The following is a 16,433-nucleotide window of genomic DNA, read 5'->3' on the forward strand; positions in this document are numbered from 1 at the left end:
TTCAGTTCATGCCTTCAATGACCGACAGGTGATGGCCGGCCCGCCGGTCGAGCAGCTCCGCGACGATTTCGGAAATATGAGGCAACCCTTCCAGCGTCAGATGCGGATTGCTCTGCGATGGGCGGGGCCGGTCCGAAAGCACCTTCAGTGCATCGGCAAACCGCTGGGAATCCTTGGCTTCTTCCGGCAAAAGCATCTCGACGAGGCCAAGTTCGGCCGCGCGCCGAGCGCGGATCAGCTGTTCCTCGCGGGGCGTGACGCGCGGCACGATCAGCGCCGGCTTGTCGAAAGACAGTATCTCGCAATAGGTGTTGTAGCCGCCCATCGCCACCACCGCCTTGGCCCCGGCAATCAGGTCTTCCATGCGGTTGTCGAACTCGATGATCTTGACGTAGGGGATCTTGGCCCCCTTCTTGAGCAGCTTGTTGCGCTTGCGCGCCGGCATGTAAGGCCCAAGCACGATCAGCGCCCTGTGCTGCAATTGCGGATCCTGCTGATAGGCGTCGATGACGTCATGGATCAGTTCGGCGCCGTCGCCGCCACCACCGGTGGTGACGAGGATATAGTCGCCCTCGGGCCGGTGGCCGGGCAACTCGTTTCGCTGCAGGCTCCGTTGCAGGAAACCGAGGAACCTCATCTTTGCCCTGACTGCCGGCGGCACATCCAGGCCGGTCAACGGATCGTAGAAATCCGGCGGGCCATAGACCCAGACCTTGTCGTAGAACAGGCCTATCTTGCGCATCACATCCCTGCGTGCCCACTCGGCTTCGAGCAGATGCGGCGCGTCCATCACCTCGCGCAGGCCAAGCACGAGCGTGGTGCCCCGCGTCTTGAGGTAGGACAGCGTGTCCTCAATCTCACCGCGCAGGCCGAGCGGTTCCTTGTCGACGATGAAGATATCCGGCCGGAAGGTCTCGGCTGTGTGGCGGATGATCGACTGGCGCATCCTTAGCGTCTCATGCAGATCGATATCCTTTTCCAGCGAGGTGTATTCGCCGTTGCGCAACTTGATGACGCTGGGGATCTTCACGAAGTCGACGCGGGCGCGGTAGTCGAAGGCGCCAGCGATAGTCGCACCCGAAATGATAAGCACCTGAAGTCCGCGGAAATCCTCGACCAGCGAATGCGCGATCGTCCGGCAGCGCTGCAAGTGGCCGAGCCCGAACGTGTCGTGGCTGTACATGAGAATTCGAGCGTCTTGTGCGTGCTGGGTCATTGTTGAACGTCTTTTAGAACTCTCGCTTTGAGGGTCGTGGGCGACCCGCAGGCTTCGAAACCACCCTCACGGGCCTACCGACCTGTTCTGAACATCAGGCCACAATTTCAAGTTGTACAACCAAACGGTCCAAGGATGACGCTCTTCCTGATAGTGCATTCAAGCTGATCGTCGTCCGCTATACGACGTTCGACAATGTCGTCCAAGCTTATTAATCACTTCAAAGGTCAGGCTATTCGAGCCGCCGCGACAAAGCGCCTCGTTACTGAAAGTGGCGCCGGGCGTCGCACGGCGCATATTGTCGTAGACCTCACTTCGCGCGCGATTGCTCTCGGTCCTGGGAGACCAAAGGTGCTGCCCGTCAATCTCTTGACGGTCGGTCTGACTGTGATTCACCCACCGGAACTGAGCCATCTAGCACCCAAGCTAGCCGGAAACTCGGCAGGAATCGAGTGGATGCCCGCGCTCACATTGCGATACGGACTGAGCGCGCCATCAAAATGTCGCGAGCTGCAAAAAATCGCTCGATTGATCCCGATTGTTGGTGAAGCCTCAAATATTTCCTGCGGCGGTCTAAGGTGTGTTGAGATTCAGGTGATGCCGGCCTGCAAACGGCGGCTTTCTGCGCTTCCGGTGCTCCCGGACCCGGATGTCCGCTCCGCTCCGGTTCTCGAAAGCCACCATTTTCGGCTCGGCCTGACCTGAATCTCAACAAGCCTTAGTTGGTCTTCAGCTTGCCGACGCGGTTCTCGGCGATCCAGCGGGCGGCGAGCACCAGCGCGCCCATGCTGAAATCCTTGCCATGCTTGGCCACCATTTCTTGCGACAACTCGGCCAGCCGCTCGAAAAATTCGTCCTTGCTCTTGTCCTCTGGGGTGAGTTCGGTCTGCATTTTATCCTCCTGTATCTGCGGACGGCGTCCGCTATTTGAACATCTGCGCGGGAAAAGTGACGATTGCGGCGGTGCCATCGACAGACCCCATTGCCAGGTGCCGTCCGTCGCCGGACCAGGCGAGAGCTGTGACGGCGCTGCCCAGGGGCCTGACCAGGAGTTCGTCCCGCCCGCCGATCTGGGCGATCGTGATCCGGCCGTTGGCGTAGCCCGCGGCAATCAGCTTCTTTTCCGGGTGCGCCGCCACCGCCTCGACCAGAACCAGCCCGGCGCGGCCCGTCTCCAGGGCGCCGGAGGTTTCGCCGTCAACAGGCGGGGCGGTCATCGACCAGCCGGCGATTCGAAAAGCGCCCGAGGCAAACAGCGCATTCGCCGGCTGGCTCCAGCACACGGTGCGGACCGGCGATGGAAAGCCCGCGACGATGTCGGCGCGGCCCTCGGCAAGGCTGACCAGGGCAAAACCGCCGGCTTCGAGCCCGCAAGCCAGCCAGATGCCGTCTCTGCTCCAACGGATCGACACCGGGCGGGCGGAAAGGGGGATGTTCCGTATCAAGGCCGCGTCGCCTTCGGCCGCCCAGACCGACAGCTCTTCATCAAGGCCGCAGGCAAGGCACCGCCCGTCTGGCGAGAAGGCGAGGGCATCTGTCGATGATGCCACATCGCGTTCCAGTCGCACGGCATCGCCTTGGCCGTGCGACAGGAAGACATCGTGCCCGCTGCTGACGACTGTCTTGCCCGCTTTGGCGCTGTGGTCGATGGCGACGACCGGTCCCTCGATCTTGAGCAGAGCGCCCGCTGCGTCACCGCCGGCGGTCAGATGCAGCACCTCGCCGCTGGCCCCGCCGGCCAGAAAGCCGGAATCGCCATGGACGGCGAGTGGGATATCGCCGTCAGCGAATGCTGCAGTGGCAATCAATGGCACCGGGGGCTTTTCCCTGGGGCGGATCGTCGTCTGGCCGAGATCGTTGCTCACCCTGATCCGCGCTTCCGGCGGCTCGTGATCCGCGACCGCGGCAATGGCGACGGTCCCGTCAACGCAAGTGAAAGCGACAGCCGAACCGTCGGCGTTGAAGCGCAGATCGGCGATCGCCGCCTGCCGCTGCCAACTGCGGCCCAAGAGATCGAACAAGGTCAGGTTCTGCATCGTCTGCTGGTTCATGCTGTCTCTCCCGTCAGGTCTCGTTCGCCGTTGCGGCCAGTCGGCGATCGACGTCCTCGACATCGCCTTCGGCCGCCAGGATGCGATCCTCGCAAGCCGCGCATGCCTGCATGATCGCCATCGCGCTCCCTTCTGCCTCATGCAAGTCCCGCACCAGTTGCGCGCTGGCGCCGCTTCGACCGATTTCCAGCTCCAGGCGCAGCACGTCCATCTCGATACCGGCGCGTTTCTGATTGAGGCGCAGGGCCTCCGCGGTAAGCGCCGAGACGCTGGCGACGAGATCGAGCCGGCGAGCGAGCAGCGCGTTACGCTGGGCAGTGTCGGATGCTTTGGTCATGTTTCGCTCCCCGAAGATCCCTGCGGTTTTTCAAAAGCCGACAGCAATCTGGGCAGTGTGCCGGCCTGCGACTGGAACTGTTTTTCGGCCGTCTCGATGTGGCTCTTGAGCTGGTCCCAGATGTCGACGCGGATCATCGATGTGGTGTCACCGGTCAGGCGTTCGATCTCCTCGACACGGAACTGGCGCGTCAGCGAAACGCCGGAGAATACGAAGTCACGCAGCAGGATCGCGTGGCTTTCGATGAACAGATGGATCATCGGATGCGTCTCCGTGTCGATGCCGCCAGCGGCAAGCTCGGCCCGGATGAAGTCCTGAAAATGGCTCTGCAGGCGATGCTGGCTCTCGCCCATGAAGCGCATGACGAAGACCAGATCGCGGGGCATCAGCTTGACGAGATCGCCGGTGACGCCGTCGGCATGGCTGGACATTGGCCCGGGTGATCCTCGGCTGTCCTTGTCGTTCGGCATGGTCTTTCTCCAGCGCAAAGCCCATCGATGGACCGTCGCCTTCAAATAGTCCGGAAAGACCAAGAGTTAAACAGACAATGTGATTTTTGATATTTGCTGCGACTGCTAAATAAACATATTGCACATGCGAATATATGTTGAATATTACAGCCGTAAGTTACATCTGTAAAAGAATGTTACAGTTGGATACCGGGTATCGCGCCGAAAGAGCTACGATCTTGTTTTGAGAACCGGTCACGGGCGCCATTTCAAAACTGGCACGGCGCTTGCTTTGTTCATTTTCACAAGAAGCCCATCGCGCTTGACGCGGTGCCAAAAGAACGAAGGAACGGAGGAAAGCAGGACCGCTTCGATACGCCCATCGCAATTGCGGTTGGCGCCGCGGCTCCCTGCCAGACGTCTCGAAACCTTTGCCCCGATCCACTTGAACGGCCGGACCTCGGGTCGCGCCTTGGCGCGCAACCCTTTGTCATGCCGCTCGCACTCTCACTGGCGGTGCTTTGCCGCTTCATGCCGGGGTCAAGGGACCTGCGGCTCAAACCTGGTGGAGGCTTATGACCATGACGTCTCTGACGCTCAACAAGATTACCTCGCAACGCGGCATCTCCGTCGGCGAGGCGACCAAGAAGATTGCCGATCTCGGCTGGAATCCTTCCTACGTCCAGGAAGCGATGACGTTTCCGACCGACTACAAGATCAACAAGACGCCGCGCGACCCGATGAAGCAGGTCTTGCGGTCCTACTTCCCCATGCAGGAAGAGAAGGACAACCGCGTCTACGGTGCGCTCGATGCGGCCTTGCGTGGCGACATGTTCCGCAATGTCGAACCGCGCTGGGTCGAGTGGATGAAGCTGTTCCTGGCCATCATTCCCTTCCCGGAAATCTCCGCCGCCCGCTCGATGGCGATGGTCGCCCGCATTGCACCTGGCGAGGAACTCAGAACCGGCTTCACCATGCAGATGATCGACGAGTTCCGTCACTCGACGATCCAGATGAATCTGAAGAAATGGTACATGGAGAACTACATCGATCCGGCCGGCTTCGACATCACCGAGGAAGCCTTCGGAAAATGCTACGCCACCACCATCGGCCGCCAGTTCGCCGAAGGCTTCATCACCGGCGACACGATGACCGCCGCCTGCATGTATCTGACCGTGGTCGCCGAGACTGCCTTCACCAACACGCTGTTCGTCGCCATGCCTTCGGAAGCCGCCCGCAACGGCGACTATGCGCTGCCGACCGTCTTCCTGTCGGTGCAGTCCGACGAAAGCCGGCATATCGGCAATGGCCACTCGCTGCTGATGGCGGCGCTCAAGGAGCCGGAAAACCACCTTTTGCTCGAGCGCGACCTGCGTTACGCCTTCTGGCAGAACCACGCGATCGTCGATGCGGCCATCGGCACCTTTATCGAATACGGCACCACCAACCGCGACAAGAACAAGGAGTCTTACGCGGAGATGTGGCACCGCTGGATCTATGAGGACTACTACCGCACCTACATGCTGCCGCTCGAGAAGTACGGCATCAAGGTCCATCACGACGACGTCCAGGCAGCCTGGGAACGCATCACCAAGAAGAATTACGTCCACAAGGTCGGCCAGTTCTTCGCGGTCGGCTGGCCGGTCAATTTCTGGCGCATCGAAGCCCAGACCGACAAGGACTTCGAGTGGTTCGAGCACAAGTACCCAGGTTGGTACGCCGAGTTCGGCGACTTCTGGAAATGGTACGCCAAGCTCAGCCATAAGGGCGAGAAGGTGCTGCTGTTCAACAGCGATGTCGGCTACGTCTATCCGCACCGCTGCTGGTCGTGCCTCGTCCCTTGCCTGATCCGCGAGGACATGGTGGTCGGCGAGATCAATGGCGAACTCTACACCTTCGCCCACGAACTCGACCGCTGGACCGCAACGGTCGCCTTCGCCGACGAGTATCAAGGCCGTCCGACGCCCGCGATGGGCCGCTTCAGCGGCAAGCGCGAATGGGAGACGCTCTATGACGGCTGGGACTTGGCCGACGCCATCAAGGACCTGAACTTCGTCCGCTCCGACGGCAAGACGCTGGTTCCGCAGCCGCATCTGCGCTTCGACGACAAGGAAATGTGGACGCTCGACGATGTGCGCGGCAACACGCTCGGATCGCCGCTCAACGCGCTGCGCGCCATGTCGCCCGCCGATCGTGAGAAGCACCTGGCTGAATACCGGGCCGGCTTCACGATCAATCCCTGCAACTGATCAGGCCAAAGGGGGGCGGGTTCGTCCCGCCCCTTCCTTTCACTGGAGGTCCGTATGTCGGAAACCCACACGGTCAGGCTCAGCCCGGTCGGCGTCGAATTCGAGGTCGAGAATGGCGAAACGGTGCTCAACGCCGCTTTCCGTCAGGGCATCGCCCTGCCGCACGGCTGCAAGGAAGGGCAATGCTCGGCCTGCAAAAGCGTGTTGCTCGAAGGCGAGGTCGACATGCTGAAATACTCGACCTTCGCCCTGAACGACATGGAGAAGGAAAGCGGGCACGTGCTGTTGTGCCGCTGCATCGCCTACTCCGACCTGGAAGTCGAGCTTCTCAACTACGACGAGGAGATTCTGGCGAAAGCGATCGCCGTGAAAACGTACAAGGGCCGGATTGCTCGCATCGAGCAGCTGACCCACGACATTCGCGGCATCGAGATCGAACTCGGCTCCCCAATGAAGTTCTGGGCGGGGCAATATGTCGACATCACGGTTACCACGCAAAAAGGGGAGACGATTACGCGCTCGTTCTCCATGGCAAATACGCCGGACCAAACCCAAAAACTCTCCTTCATCATCAAAAAATACCCTGAGGGAAAGTTCTCTGGAGAACTCGATTCCGGAGGCATCAGGGCCGGAGCCGAAGTCACCGTCGTCGGACCTTACGGAACCTGCTTCCGCCGCGACGAACGGCAAGGACCCCTGATCCTTGTCGGCGCCGGATCGGGCATGTCGCCGATCTGGTCGATCCTCAACGATCACCTCAAGAGCGGCGAGAAACGTCCGGTCTATTTCTTCTACGGCGCCCGCACCCGCAACGACCTGTTCTACCTCGACAGGATCGCCGAGCTGGTCGGCAATCATTCCGACGTCACCTTCATTCCCGTGCTGTCGCACGCCAATGACGACGCCGAATGGCAGGGCGAGCGTGGCTTCGTGCACCAGAGTGTCGACGCCAAGCTCAAGCAACTGGCGGTCGACGGGCAGGGCGATGTCCATGCCTGTGGCCCGCCGCCGATGATCGATGCGCTGCAGCCGGTGCTGTTCATGAACGGCTTCGAAACGGAGCGGATCTTCTTCGACAAATTCACCACTTCGGCAGGTGCAACGCCGGCCCATTGAGGGCGGCCATGCCAAGCCAACCACAATCGCAACAAGGGAGAGAGACTATGCCTGCAACCTCGAGTTCAGTCGGATCCGGAGCCGCCGGTGCTGCGATCTTCGCCGACTCCGACAGCCGGAAATACCGGTATTTCGAGCCGAAAGGCCAGCGTGCGACCCACTATGAGGACATGACGGTCGACGTTCAGCCCGATCCGGAACGCTATCTGATCCAGGACTGGATCATCTCCTTCGCCGACGGCAAGGGCGCCTATGTCAAGCAGAACACCGCCGCCCAGAGCTCCAACTGGCATGCCTTCCGCGCTCCCGACCAGGAGTGGGAGCGCACGCACTACCAGCGCCAGTCGAAGATCGAGACGATGGTGCAGAGCGTCATCAACAATGCCCGCAAGTCGGGCGCGCCGAAAACCTTCGACAAGGCCTGGGTGAAGATCCTGCAGACCCAGCTCGGCGCCTGGAAACACGCCGAATTCGGGCTCGGCACCTCGCTGATGCAGGCGCAGCGTTACGGCTACACCCAGATGATCAACAACGCGACGCTGACCAACTCGTCCTACAAGCTCCGGCTCGCCCAGGATATCACGCTCTACCTTGCCGAGATCGGCATGGACCTGCCCGGCTGGGACGACGAACTCGGCAAGAAGGCCTGGCTCGAGGACAAGAACTGGCAAGGCACGCGCGAAGCGGTCGAGACCATCATGGGCGCGACCGATTATCTCGAGCAGTATTTCGCCATCAACATCGTCTTCGAGCCGCTGGTCGGCGAGGTGTTCCGCTCCGGCTTCCTGATGCAGATCGCCGCCGCCAACCACGACTTCATCACGCCGGCGGTGATTTCGGCGGCCGAGGCCGACTACGAGCGCAACCTCGCCAACACGATCGACCTCATCCACATGCTCGCCAACGACGAGAAGCATGGGGCGGCGAACAAGAAGCTGTTCCAGGGCTGGGTCAAGAAGCACGGCGCGCTCGCCGACAAGGCAGCCACCGGCCTGCAGCCGATCTGGTCGATGCCGCATTCCAAGCCGGTCGCTTTCGTCGATGTCCGCGCCAAATCCGAGGAACGGATTGGCCAGATCCTCGGCGAACTCGGCCTCAAGCGCTGAAACAGGGAGAAATCGTCATGTCACTAGCAGCACGCGACGCAACGCATTCCAATATCTTCAAGGCGATGAAGGACATCACCTTCGAGCAGACGATCTCGCATCAGTGCGGCGTCACCATGAACGACTCGGTCGAGGCGAGAGCCATAGCCGAATTCATGGGGCAGAAGCCGGGGGTGACCATCACCTACCAGCCAGCGCTGATCCGCATCGATGGCGACGGCAAGCTGATCTTCAAGATGGACGCGATCGGCGAGTATCTCGGCCGCGAGATTTCGGCCGAGACCTTCGAGGTCAACACCTCCACCCATTACGGCCGCATGGTGCGCGTCGACGACAACACCGTGATCCTGTTCGGCAACATGGATGAGATGTTCGAGTACATCGAATAGCCGCCCCAAAAAATCCGGCGCGCCGCCGGGTGCGGCGCGCCCAACCGATCAACGCGATTGCTGCGGAGGCAACCATGTACAGAACACCGGAAGGCAAGGACATTTTCGTGGTCGACGGCCACACCCATTTCTGGGACGGCAGCCCGGAAAACCAGAAGAACATCCACGGCAAGCAGTTCATCGAGTGCTTCTATGCCTACCACACGGGCTTGAGCCCGAAGGAACAGCTGTGGGAGAAGAGCAAGTTCGAGAAATACAGCGCCGACGATCTCTATCGCGATCTGTTCATCGACGGCCCTGACGATGTGGCGATCGTCCAGTCGACCTATCTCAAAGACTTCTACAAGAACGGCTTCAACACCATCGAGCGCAACGCCGAAGTGGCCAAGCGCTATCCCGAGCGCTTCATCGTCAACGGCGCCTTCGATCCGCGCGATGGCGAAAAGGCGCTGGAGTACATCCACTTCCTCAAGGAGACCTACAACGTCAAGGGCGTGAAGATGTACACGGCCGAGTGGAACGGCGCCTCCAAGGGGTGGAAGCTCACCGATCCCGATGCCTACAAATGCTTCGAACTCTGCGACAAGCTCGGCATCAGGAACATCCACGTCCACAAAGGCCCGACCATCATCCCGCTCTCGAAGGATGCCTTCGATGTCCATGACGTCGATCACGCGGCGACGGATTTCCAAAACCTCAACTGGATCATCGAGCATTGCGGCCTGCCGCGTCTCGACGATTTCTGCTGGATCGCGACGCAGGAAACCAATGTCTATGGCGGCCTGGCCGTGGCGCTGCCCTTCATCCACGCGCGACCGCGCTATTTTGGCGAGGTCATCGCCGAACTGCTGTTCTGGCTCGGGCCGGAGAAGATCCTGTTCGGTTCCGACTATGCGATTTGGACGCCGCGCTGGCTGGTCGAGAAGTTCTGGGCCTACCAGATCCCGCAGGATATCGCCGCCGAACGCGGCGTGCAGCTGACCGACGAGATCAAGGAGAAGATCCTCGGCCTCAACGCCGCGCGTCTCTACAACATCGACATCGAAGCCAAGAAGAAGGCGCTTGCCAGCTCGCCCTTCAGCATCGCGGCGGAGTAGGGGCCATGGCCACCGCCAGCGTTTCCGGCGGCCGCCAGAACGAACTCTGGCGGCGCCTTGGTGAGGTCAACGACCCCGAACTCGACGAACCCATCACCGAGATGGGCTTCGTCGAGAGGGGCGAGGTGAAGGGCGACGGCAGCGTGGAGATCGACTTCCGCCTGCCGACCTACTGGTGCTCGCCCAACTTCGCCTTCCTGATGCTGGACGGCGTGCGCAAGGCGCTCGACCAGCTCTCCTGGGCGCCGGCCTATCGCGTCAAGCTGCACGACCACATGTTTGCGGAAGAGGTCAATCGCGGCATGGCGGAAGGCAAGAGCTTCGGCGATATCTTCGCCGTGCTCGCCGAGGACCAGGATCTCGGCGGCTTGCGCGAAACCTTTGCGATGAAGGCCTTCAAGCGGCGCCAGGAAGCGGTCCTGCGCGGCCTCAAGGCGCACGGCCTGACCGATCGCGAAATCCTCGGCATGGGCCTGCCGGCCTATGACGTCGCGCGGTTCGAGCCGGGCGAGGCGGCCAAACAGCAGCCGCGATACCGGGCGGCGCTGCTCGAGCGGTTTCCCGATCGCAGGGCGGACGATCCCGTCTTCGTGACCTGGGAAGGGCAGCGCATTCCGCCTGGCGCCCTCAGCGCCCATCTCGCCGAACTGCGCGGTGTGCGCATCAACATGGAGTTCAACGGCGCGCTGTGCCGGGGGCTCAAGCAGACCCGCTACAAGGAACTGGATGTGGTCGACGGCGAACCGACGCTGGTCGATTTCATCATGGATCGCGTGCCGGCACGAACCGCGCCGAGCGCCTGAAGCAGAGCTGACAGCAACGGCCTCCCTTGCACGAGGCCCCCAACCAACAAGCCGCCCGTAAGGCGGAAGGAGGAATCATGCCCAAGATAATGCTCCACAATTCGGACGCCCGACGCGCGCTCGCCCGCGGTGTCTTCCGGCTCGCCGCTGCCGTCGAGCCGACGCTCGGCCCCAAAGGCATGAACGCCATGATCGACCGGCCGATCGGCACGCCGATGGTCACCCGCGACGGGGTCAGCATCGCTTCCGAGATCGAGCTGCACGACCGTTTCGAAAACATGGGTGCGCAAGTCGTCCGCGAAGTGTCGATGCAGACCAACGAGATCGCCGGCGACGGCACGACGACGGCCATCGTGCTTGCCAATGCGCTGATCCAGGGTGGTGTCGAGGCGAATGAACGGGGCGTGAAATCCGTCGATCTCTGCAAGGGCATCGACCTTGCCGTGGCGGCGGTGGTGGCCGCGCTCAAGGCTTCCGCCAAACCGGCCAAAGGCAACGGCATCCTGGCGTCGGTCGCCAACATCGCCGCCACCAATGCCAAGCTCGGCGCACTGGTGGCGGAGGCCCATCAGCGCGTCGGGATCGAAGGCGTCATCACAACCGACTTCAGCGTCACCACCGAAACAACGCTTGACGTCGTCGAAGGCATGTCCTTCGAACGCGGATATCTCTCTCATCACATGGTGACCGATCAGGAGAAGATGGAGGCTGTTCTCGAACGGCCCTACATCCTGATGACCGATCTCAAGATCAAGGAGCCCGGGCAGCTCGACGCGGTTCGCCGCATCGCCGACGAGGATGGCCGGCCGCTGCTGATCGTGTCCGAGGAAATGTCGCCGGAAGTGGTGGTGACGCTGCTCGGCAAGCAGGGACCTGGAAAATACCTAGTCGTCCATCCGCCGGAATATGGCCATTGGCGCAAGGCGATGATGGAGGATCTGGCCATCATCACCGGCGGCAAGGTGATCGCGCGCGATCTCGGCGGCCGGCTCGAGGATGTCACCGCCGAGGATCTCGGCACCGCCGACCGGGTGAAGACCAGTTCGTCCTACACCTCGATCATCCGCGGCGGCGGCGACCATGCGGCGATCGCCTCGCGCCGCGCCCAGGTGCAGCGGCAGTATGAAGCCTCGCAGCCCAACATCGACCAGGACAAGCTGCGCGAACGCCTGGCCAAGCTCTCCGGCGGCACCGCGATCCTCTATGCCGGCGGCGTCACGCCGGTCGAGCAGAAACGGACCATCCAGCTGATCGAGGATTCCTTGAATGCGGTGCGCGCCGCCTCCGAAGAGGGCGTCGTCGCCGGCGGCGGCTCGGCGCTTGCCCAGATCGCGCCACTGCTCGACAAAGTGGCGGCCGGCGTCGATGGCGATGTCGCCGAGGGCGTGCGCCTGGTGCGCTCGGTGCTGTCGCGCCCGCTGTGGCGCATCGCCGCCAATGCCGGCGCCGATCCCGAAGCCGTGGTGACCGAGGTCACCCGCATCAATGGCGGCTACGGCTACAACGCCTCGACCGGCGCCTACCAGAACATGTTCGAGGCTGGGATCATCGATCCGGTCCGCGTCACCTACACCGCGCTCGCCAACGCGGCGTCCGTGGCGACGCTGATCCTGACCACCGAGACGCTGATTGGCGATCTTGCAGAGGATGAGGATCCGACAGCCGGGCCGGCACGTGGCGGCGGCTCCGAAAAGCTCGGCCGCGCCTGAAGCAATCCAGACAATCTCGACCCAGACAATCTCTACATTCAAGGGATACGACGATGAAAGCTGCCAGACTCTACGAATACGACCCGAAGATGAACGTCCAGCTCAAGATCGAGGAGGTCAAGGCGCCGACCATCACCGCGCCCGACGAGGTGATCGTGCGGGTGGGAGCCGCCGGTCTTTGCCGCACCGACCTGCACATCATCGAGGGCGTGTGGAAGCCGACCATGGATCCCGAGGGCACGCTGTTGCCCTACATCATGGGCCACGAAAATGCTGGCTGGGTCGAGGAGGTCGGCAGCGGCGTCAGGTCGGTCAAGCGTGGCGATGCGGTGATCTGCCATCCCTTCCGCTCATGCGGCATCTGCCTCAATTGCCGCCATGGCGAGGACATGTATTGCGACAACGGCCAGTTCCCCGGCCTCGGCATGAATGGCGGCTTCGCCGAATATTTCATCACCAGCGAACGCTCGCTGATCAAGCTCAACGCCAACATCACGCCGATCGAGGTGGCGCCGTTGGCGGACGCCGGCATCACCGCCTACCGCGCCGCCAAGCGTGCCGCAAAGCTGCTGCGGCCAGGCAGTTATTGCGTGCTGCTCGGCATTGGTGGGCTCGGCCACATCGCGCTGCAATCGCTGCACGCGATTTCGGGTTGCCGCATCATCGCAGTCGATCGCGAGCCGGCGGCGCGGGTGCTGGCCAAGGACCTTGGCGCCGACTTCATCCTCGACGGCGGGCCGAATGTCGTCGAGGAAGTCGCCCAGATCACCGGCGGTGGCGCGCACGTGGTGATCGACTTCGTCGGCGAACTCGGTGTCGAGAACATCTGCTGGAAGATGGTGCGCAAGGGCGGGCAATTGTTCGTCGTCGGCTATGGCGGCAACATCAATGTGCCGACCGCGCATCTCGTCATCGAGGAGATCAACATCGGCGGCAGCCTGGTCGGCAATTTCACCGAGCTTGTCGAACTGATGGAGCTCAACGCCGACGGCAAGGTCAAGATGCACTACACCGAATACAATCTCGCCAGCATCAACACCGCCCTCGACGATTTCAAGAACCGCCGGTTCACCGGCCGCGGCGTCATCGTCCCCTGAGGTATCCGGAGGCCGGCCACCGGCCTCGGCCGCAATTCCCCAACCCATGGCGCAAATGCCATGGGTTTCTTTTTGCCCCTTATCAGGGGAAGCTGCTGTCAGAGGAAGCCGCGCCGGATCCCGTATTGGCCGAGCTTGCGGTAGAGCGTCGGCCGCGAAATGCCGAGCCTCAGCGCAACCTTGCTGAGATTGCCGCTTTCCGCGGCAAGCGCATTCTTGATCGCCTGGCGTTCCGCATCCTCGAATGTGCATACCGGCGCTTCGAGCATGGTTGCGGGATGGTCGCCGTGCGTGGCGATGCCGTTGCGATTGCCCGCACTGATTTCTCCGGGAAGATCCGGGAGTTCGATCGTGCCGCCGCGCGACAAGATGTGCAGGCGTTCGACCAGGTTCTTCAGTTCGCGCACATTGCCAGGCCAGCGATAGGCCAGCAGCGCGTCGAGTGCTTCGTTCGAAAACTCCAGCGGGTCATTGCCGGCCAGCTTCGCGATCTGCCGGTTGAAATGCTCGATCAGCAGCAGCACGTCGTCACTGCGTTCGCGCAGCGCCGGGACATGGATCGAGACCGCGCCGATGCGGTAGTAGAGATCGCTGCGGAAGCGTCCGGCGGCGACCTCCTGCTTGAGGTCGCGATTGGTCGAGGCGACCAGCCGCACATCCACCGGCCGGCCCCTGGAGTCGCCGATGCGGTGGACCACGCGTTCTTCCAGCACACGCAACAGGAAGGGCTGGATTTCGAGCGGCAATTCGCCGATTTCGTCGAGGCTGAGCACGCCGCCATTGGCGAGTTCGAAGATGCCCGGCTTGCCGTCGCGCGAAGCGCCGGTAAAGGCGCCGGCGACGTGGCCGAACAATTCGCTGCCGAACAATTCCTTGGTGATCGCGCCACAGTTCATGGCTATGAACGGGTCGTTTTCGCTACGCCGGCTGCCGGCATGGACCAGCCGCGCGAACAACTCCTTGCCGACACCGGTTTCGCCTTCGATCAGCAACGAGGTGACACCGTTCGACCCGGCCACCCGGGAGGCGATATCGACGGCGGCCAGCAATTTTTCGCTTTCGCCGACAATCATCGCCGCGGCTGTCCGCAGGTGTTTGTTCTCCTCCCGGCGGATCACCGTCATGCTGGAGACGGCCGGCACCGAGGGGAACACCAGAGCCGCGCCACGAAGGTCGCCGTCGAGCTTCAGCGGCGTGACATGACAGGAGCGCAGATGCGGCGGCAGCGCGTTGGCGAGATCGGTGTCCGAGCCGGAGGCCGGCAGGTTCATCAGCCAGCGGCCACGCCCTGGTTCCATCGGGCCGTCCATCATCTCCGTCGTGTCGCCATTGGGCACGTTGTTGCAGAAGATGGCGCGGCCGCGATGATCGACGATCACCAAACCGTCCTTCCGGCGGTAACTGGGCGCCGATGAAATGAAGGCTTCGAGCAGACGCGTGCGCTGCTCCTGCTGCTGCTCGGCCAATGCCTTTTCGATCTGCCTGGCGGTGGCGGCAACGAGGGCTGTGTTGTGCGGCCGGAAGATCGGCGAATAGCCCGACAGGTCGACGACGCCGATGATCTTGCCGTCCAGCGGATCGCGGATCGGCGCGCCGGCGCAGGTCCAGGATTTGATGCCGGCGCAGAAATGCTCGGCCGCATGGACGAAAGTCGGCTCACCGGTCCACAGCGCCGTGCCAATGCCGTTGGTTCCAACAGCGCCCTCGTTCCATTTGCCGCCGATGGCGAGGTGGATATCCATGCCGTCATGCAGCGTCTTCTTGTCGCCGATGGCGTCGATCAGCACGCCGTCGCTGTCGGCTAGCACCAGCATAGCGCCTGTCCCGTCCAGCAACTGGCCAAGCGAGGCGAACGACCGGCGCGCCGCCGAAAGCAGTTCCGCATTGGCGCGGGTCAGATATTCGATCTCGTCGCGATCACTGTTCAGCGGCGCTTCGATGCCTTGCGCGTTGATACCGCCGGTGGCGCTGCGGTACCAGGAATCGTGGATCAACGAGCGAACGTGGACCGGATCGCGCGCGCTTGTCGGCTCGTCGGAGAGAAAACTCTCCCAGGCGCGCATGGTGGCGCGCTCATCATAGTCGATCCTGTCCAGAACCAGCTGTCCGGTGGCCATCGACGCATGCGTCGCTAGAGCATCGGTTTTCATCGGATTGGGGCCGCTCGCGTGTCTCATTCAGTCATCACAGTACCTTTGAGGTATGCCATTTCTGTATGCTGTCGCGGATTGGACGTGCGCAGCCACGCCCAACAACCTGCCGTCAGTCGATGCCGAGTTTCGCGCCGATATCGCCTGCCAGTTGCTCCTCGGTATAGGTCGCGCTCAGCCGGGATCCGTCCAGCCCGGTGAGCGCCTTTGCGATGGTTTCGTCGACCGGCGAGAAGAAGCCGTTCTGCTTCGTCGCCAGCACGAAGATCTGCTCGCCGTTTCGGGCGCGGACGTCGCCGATATGATGAAGCTGGCGACCTGTGTTCTGATCCTTGGAAATCACACGGCCGTTCATGGTAACGCGGATGGATGGGCTCGCTTCGGCGGCGGTCGCAGCGCTGCCGCCGACGTGGATGATCAACCCTTCAGCCTTGGGCTGCTGGCGCGGCTTCTTCGAAGCCGAATAGCCGCCGCCGCTGATCTGGTCGGCAATGCGAGTGATGGTCGAGCGGTTCTGTTCGATCAGTCGTTTGACCTGAACATCCTCGCGCCGCGGGCCGTCCCGCTTGGAGATGATCTCGACCATGAATCCTCCCAGATTCGTTGGCTTGGCGGTGCCGTGGGTACGGTCGCTCTTATTTGCAGCGAACCCTACACTGCCATC

The 16,433-nt window shown here is 62.1% G+C and carries 16 protein-coding genes; 9 read left to right on the plus strand and 7 right to left on the minus strand.

Features of this window, described 5'->3' with window-relative positions:
• Position 1: 1 nt before the first annotated feature.
• On the minus strand, positions 2 to 1,216 hold the full coding sequence (locus tag AC04SF_RS00555) for a glycosyltransferase family protein (protein WP_096455114.1): 1,215 nt from the start codon (positions 1,214 to 1,216) through the stop codon (positions 2 to 4).
• Positions 1,217 to 1,411: 195 nt separating this feature from the next.
• Here AC04SF_RS00555 and AC04SF_RS00560 point away from each other — a divergent pair, with 195 nt between their 5' ends.
• Complete coding sequence (locus tag AC04SF_RS00560) at positions 1,412 to 1,921, plus strand: hypothetical protein (protein ID WP_488476053.1); 510 nt, start codon at positions 1,412 to 1,414, stop codon at positions 1,919 to 1,921.
• A 13-nt stretch (positions 1,922 to 1,934) separates the two neighbouring features.
• On the opposite strand, the gene AC04SF_RS00565 is transcribed toward AC04SF_RS00560, so the two are convergent.
• From AC04SF_RS00565 to AC04SF_RS00580, 4 genes are read right to left on the minus strand one after another with little or no spacing between them, the layout of a single operon-like run.
• Complete coding sequence (locus AC04SF_RS00565; protein ID WP_202351142.1) at positions 1,935 to 2,108, minus strand: hypothetical protein; 174 nt, start codon at positions 2,106 to 2,108, stop codon at positions 1,935 to 1,937.
• Positions 2,109 to 2,139: 31 nt separating this feature from the next.
• On the minus strand, positions 2,140 to 3,252 hold the full coding sequence (locus AC04SF_RS00570; RefSeq protein ID WP_488476054.1) for a WD40 repeat domain-containing protein: 1,113 nt from the start codon (positions 3,250 to 3,252) through the stop codon (positions 2,140 to 2,142).
• A gap of 28 nt (positions 3,253 to 3,280) precedes the next feature.
• Positions 3,281 to 3,604, minus strand: a complete 324-nt coding sequence (locus AC04SF_RS00575) for a hypothetical protein (RefSeq protein WP_488476055.1) — start codon at positions 3,602 to 3,604, stop codon at positions 3,281 to 3,283.
• Positions 3,601 to 4,074 (minus strand): hypothetical protein, encoded by a 474-nt coding sequence (locus AC04SF_RS00580; RefSeq protein ID WP_488476056.1) that lies wholly within the window; start codon positions 4,072 to 4,074, stop codon positions 3,601 to 3,603. Before AC04SF_RS00580 ends, AC04SF_RS00575 begins: the two co-directional genes overlap by 4 nt.
• Before the next feature lie 554 nt (positions 4,075 to 4,628).
• Between AC04SF_RS00580 and AC04SF_RS00585 the strand changes: the two genes are divergently transcribed.
• The 8 genes from AC04SF_RS00585 to AC04SF_RS00620 all read left to right on the plus strand — a co-directional run bounded on the left by AC04SF_RS00585 (position 4,629) and on the right by AC04SF_RS00620 (position 13,619).
• Positions 4,629 to 6,302 carry an aromatic/alkene/methane monooxygenase hydroxylase/oxygenase subunit alpha gene (locus tag AC04SF_RS00585; protein WP_202351141.1) on the plus strand — a complete coding sequence of 558 codons (1,674 nt, stop codon included), beginning with the start codon at positions 4,629 to 4,631 and terminating at the stop codon, positions 6,300 to 6,302.
• A 54-nt stretch (positions 6,303 to 6,356) separates the two neighbouring features.
• A complete protein-coding gene (locus AC04SF_RS00590) occupies positions 6,357 to 7,418 on the plus strand; it encodes an NADH:ubiquinone reductase (Na(+)-transporting) subunit F (RefSeq protein ID WP_111547140.1) in 1,062 nt (353 codons plus the stop codon).
• 47 nt (positions 7,419 to 7,465) lie between these two features.
• Positions 7,466 to 8,524 carry an aromatic/alkene monooxygenase hydroxylase subunit beta gene (locus tag AC04SF_RS00595; RefSeq protein WP_096455126.1) on the plus strand — a complete coding sequence of 353 codons (1,059 nt, stop codon included), beginning with the start codon at positions 7,466 to 7,468 and terminating at the stop codon, positions 8,522 to 8,524.
• Between the two features lie 17 nt (positions 8,525 to 8,541).
• Positions 8,542 to 8,913, plus strand: a complete 372-nt coding sequence (locus AC04SF_RS00600; protein ID WP_096455128.1) for an MmoB/DmpM family protein — start codon at positions 8,542 to 8,544, stop codon at positions 8,911 to 8,913.
• A gap of 74 nt (positions 8,914 to 8,987) precedes the next feature.
• Positions 8,988 to 10,010: an amidohydrolase family protein gene (locus AC04SF_RS00605; protein ID WP_488476057.1), complete on the plus strand. Its 1,023-nt coding sequence runs from the start codon at positions 8,988 to 8,990 to the stop codon at positions 10,008 to 10,010.
• A 5-nt stretch (positions 10,011 to 10,015) separates the two neighbouring features.
• On the plus strand, positions 10,016 to 10,813 hold the full coding sequence (locus AC04SF_RS00610; RefSeq protein ID WP_488476058.1) for an iron-sulfur cluster assembly protein: 798 nt from the start codon (positions 10,016 to 10,018) through the stop codon (positions 10,811 to 10,813).
• Positions 10,814 to 10,890: 77 nt separating this feature from the next.
• The gene (gene groEL, locus AC04SF_RS00615) at positions 10,891 to 12,522 is read left to right on the plus strand and encodes a chaperonin GroEL (protein WP_488476059.1); all 1,632 of its coding nucleotides are present in this window, start codon (positions 10,891 to 10,893) and stop codon (positions 12,520 to 12,522) included.
• Positions 12,523 to 12,575: 53 nt separating this feature from the next.
• Positions 12,576 to 13,619, plus strand: a complete 1,044-nt coding sequence (locus AC04SF_RS00620; protein ID WP_136619350.1) for an NAD(P)-dependent alcohol dehydrogenase — start codon at positions 12,576 to 12,578, stop codon at positions 13,617 to 13,619.
• Between the two features lie 98 nt (positions 13,620 to 13,717).
• Here the strand turns inward: AC04SF_RS00620 and AC04SF_RS00625 are convergent, their stop codons facing one another.
• A complete protein-coding gene (locus AC04SF_RS00625) occupies positions 13,718 to 15,736 on the minus strand; it encodes a sigma-54-dependent Fis family transcriptional regulator (protein WP_488476060.1) in 2,019 nt (672 codons plus the stop codon).
• A 145-nt stretch (positions 15,737 to 15,881) separates the two neighbouring features.
• Positions 15,882 to 16,355 carry a hypothetical protein gene (locus AC04SF_RS00630; protein WP_488476061.1) on the minus strand — a complete coding sequence of 158 codons (474 nt, stop codon included), beginning with the start codon at positions 16,353 to 16,355 and terminating at the stop codon, positions 15,882 to 15,884.
• Between the last annotated feature and the right edge of the window lie 78 nt (positions 16,356 to 16,433).

The sequence above is a fragment of the Mesorhizobium sp. CNPSo 4671 genome (genome assembly GCF_057784245.1).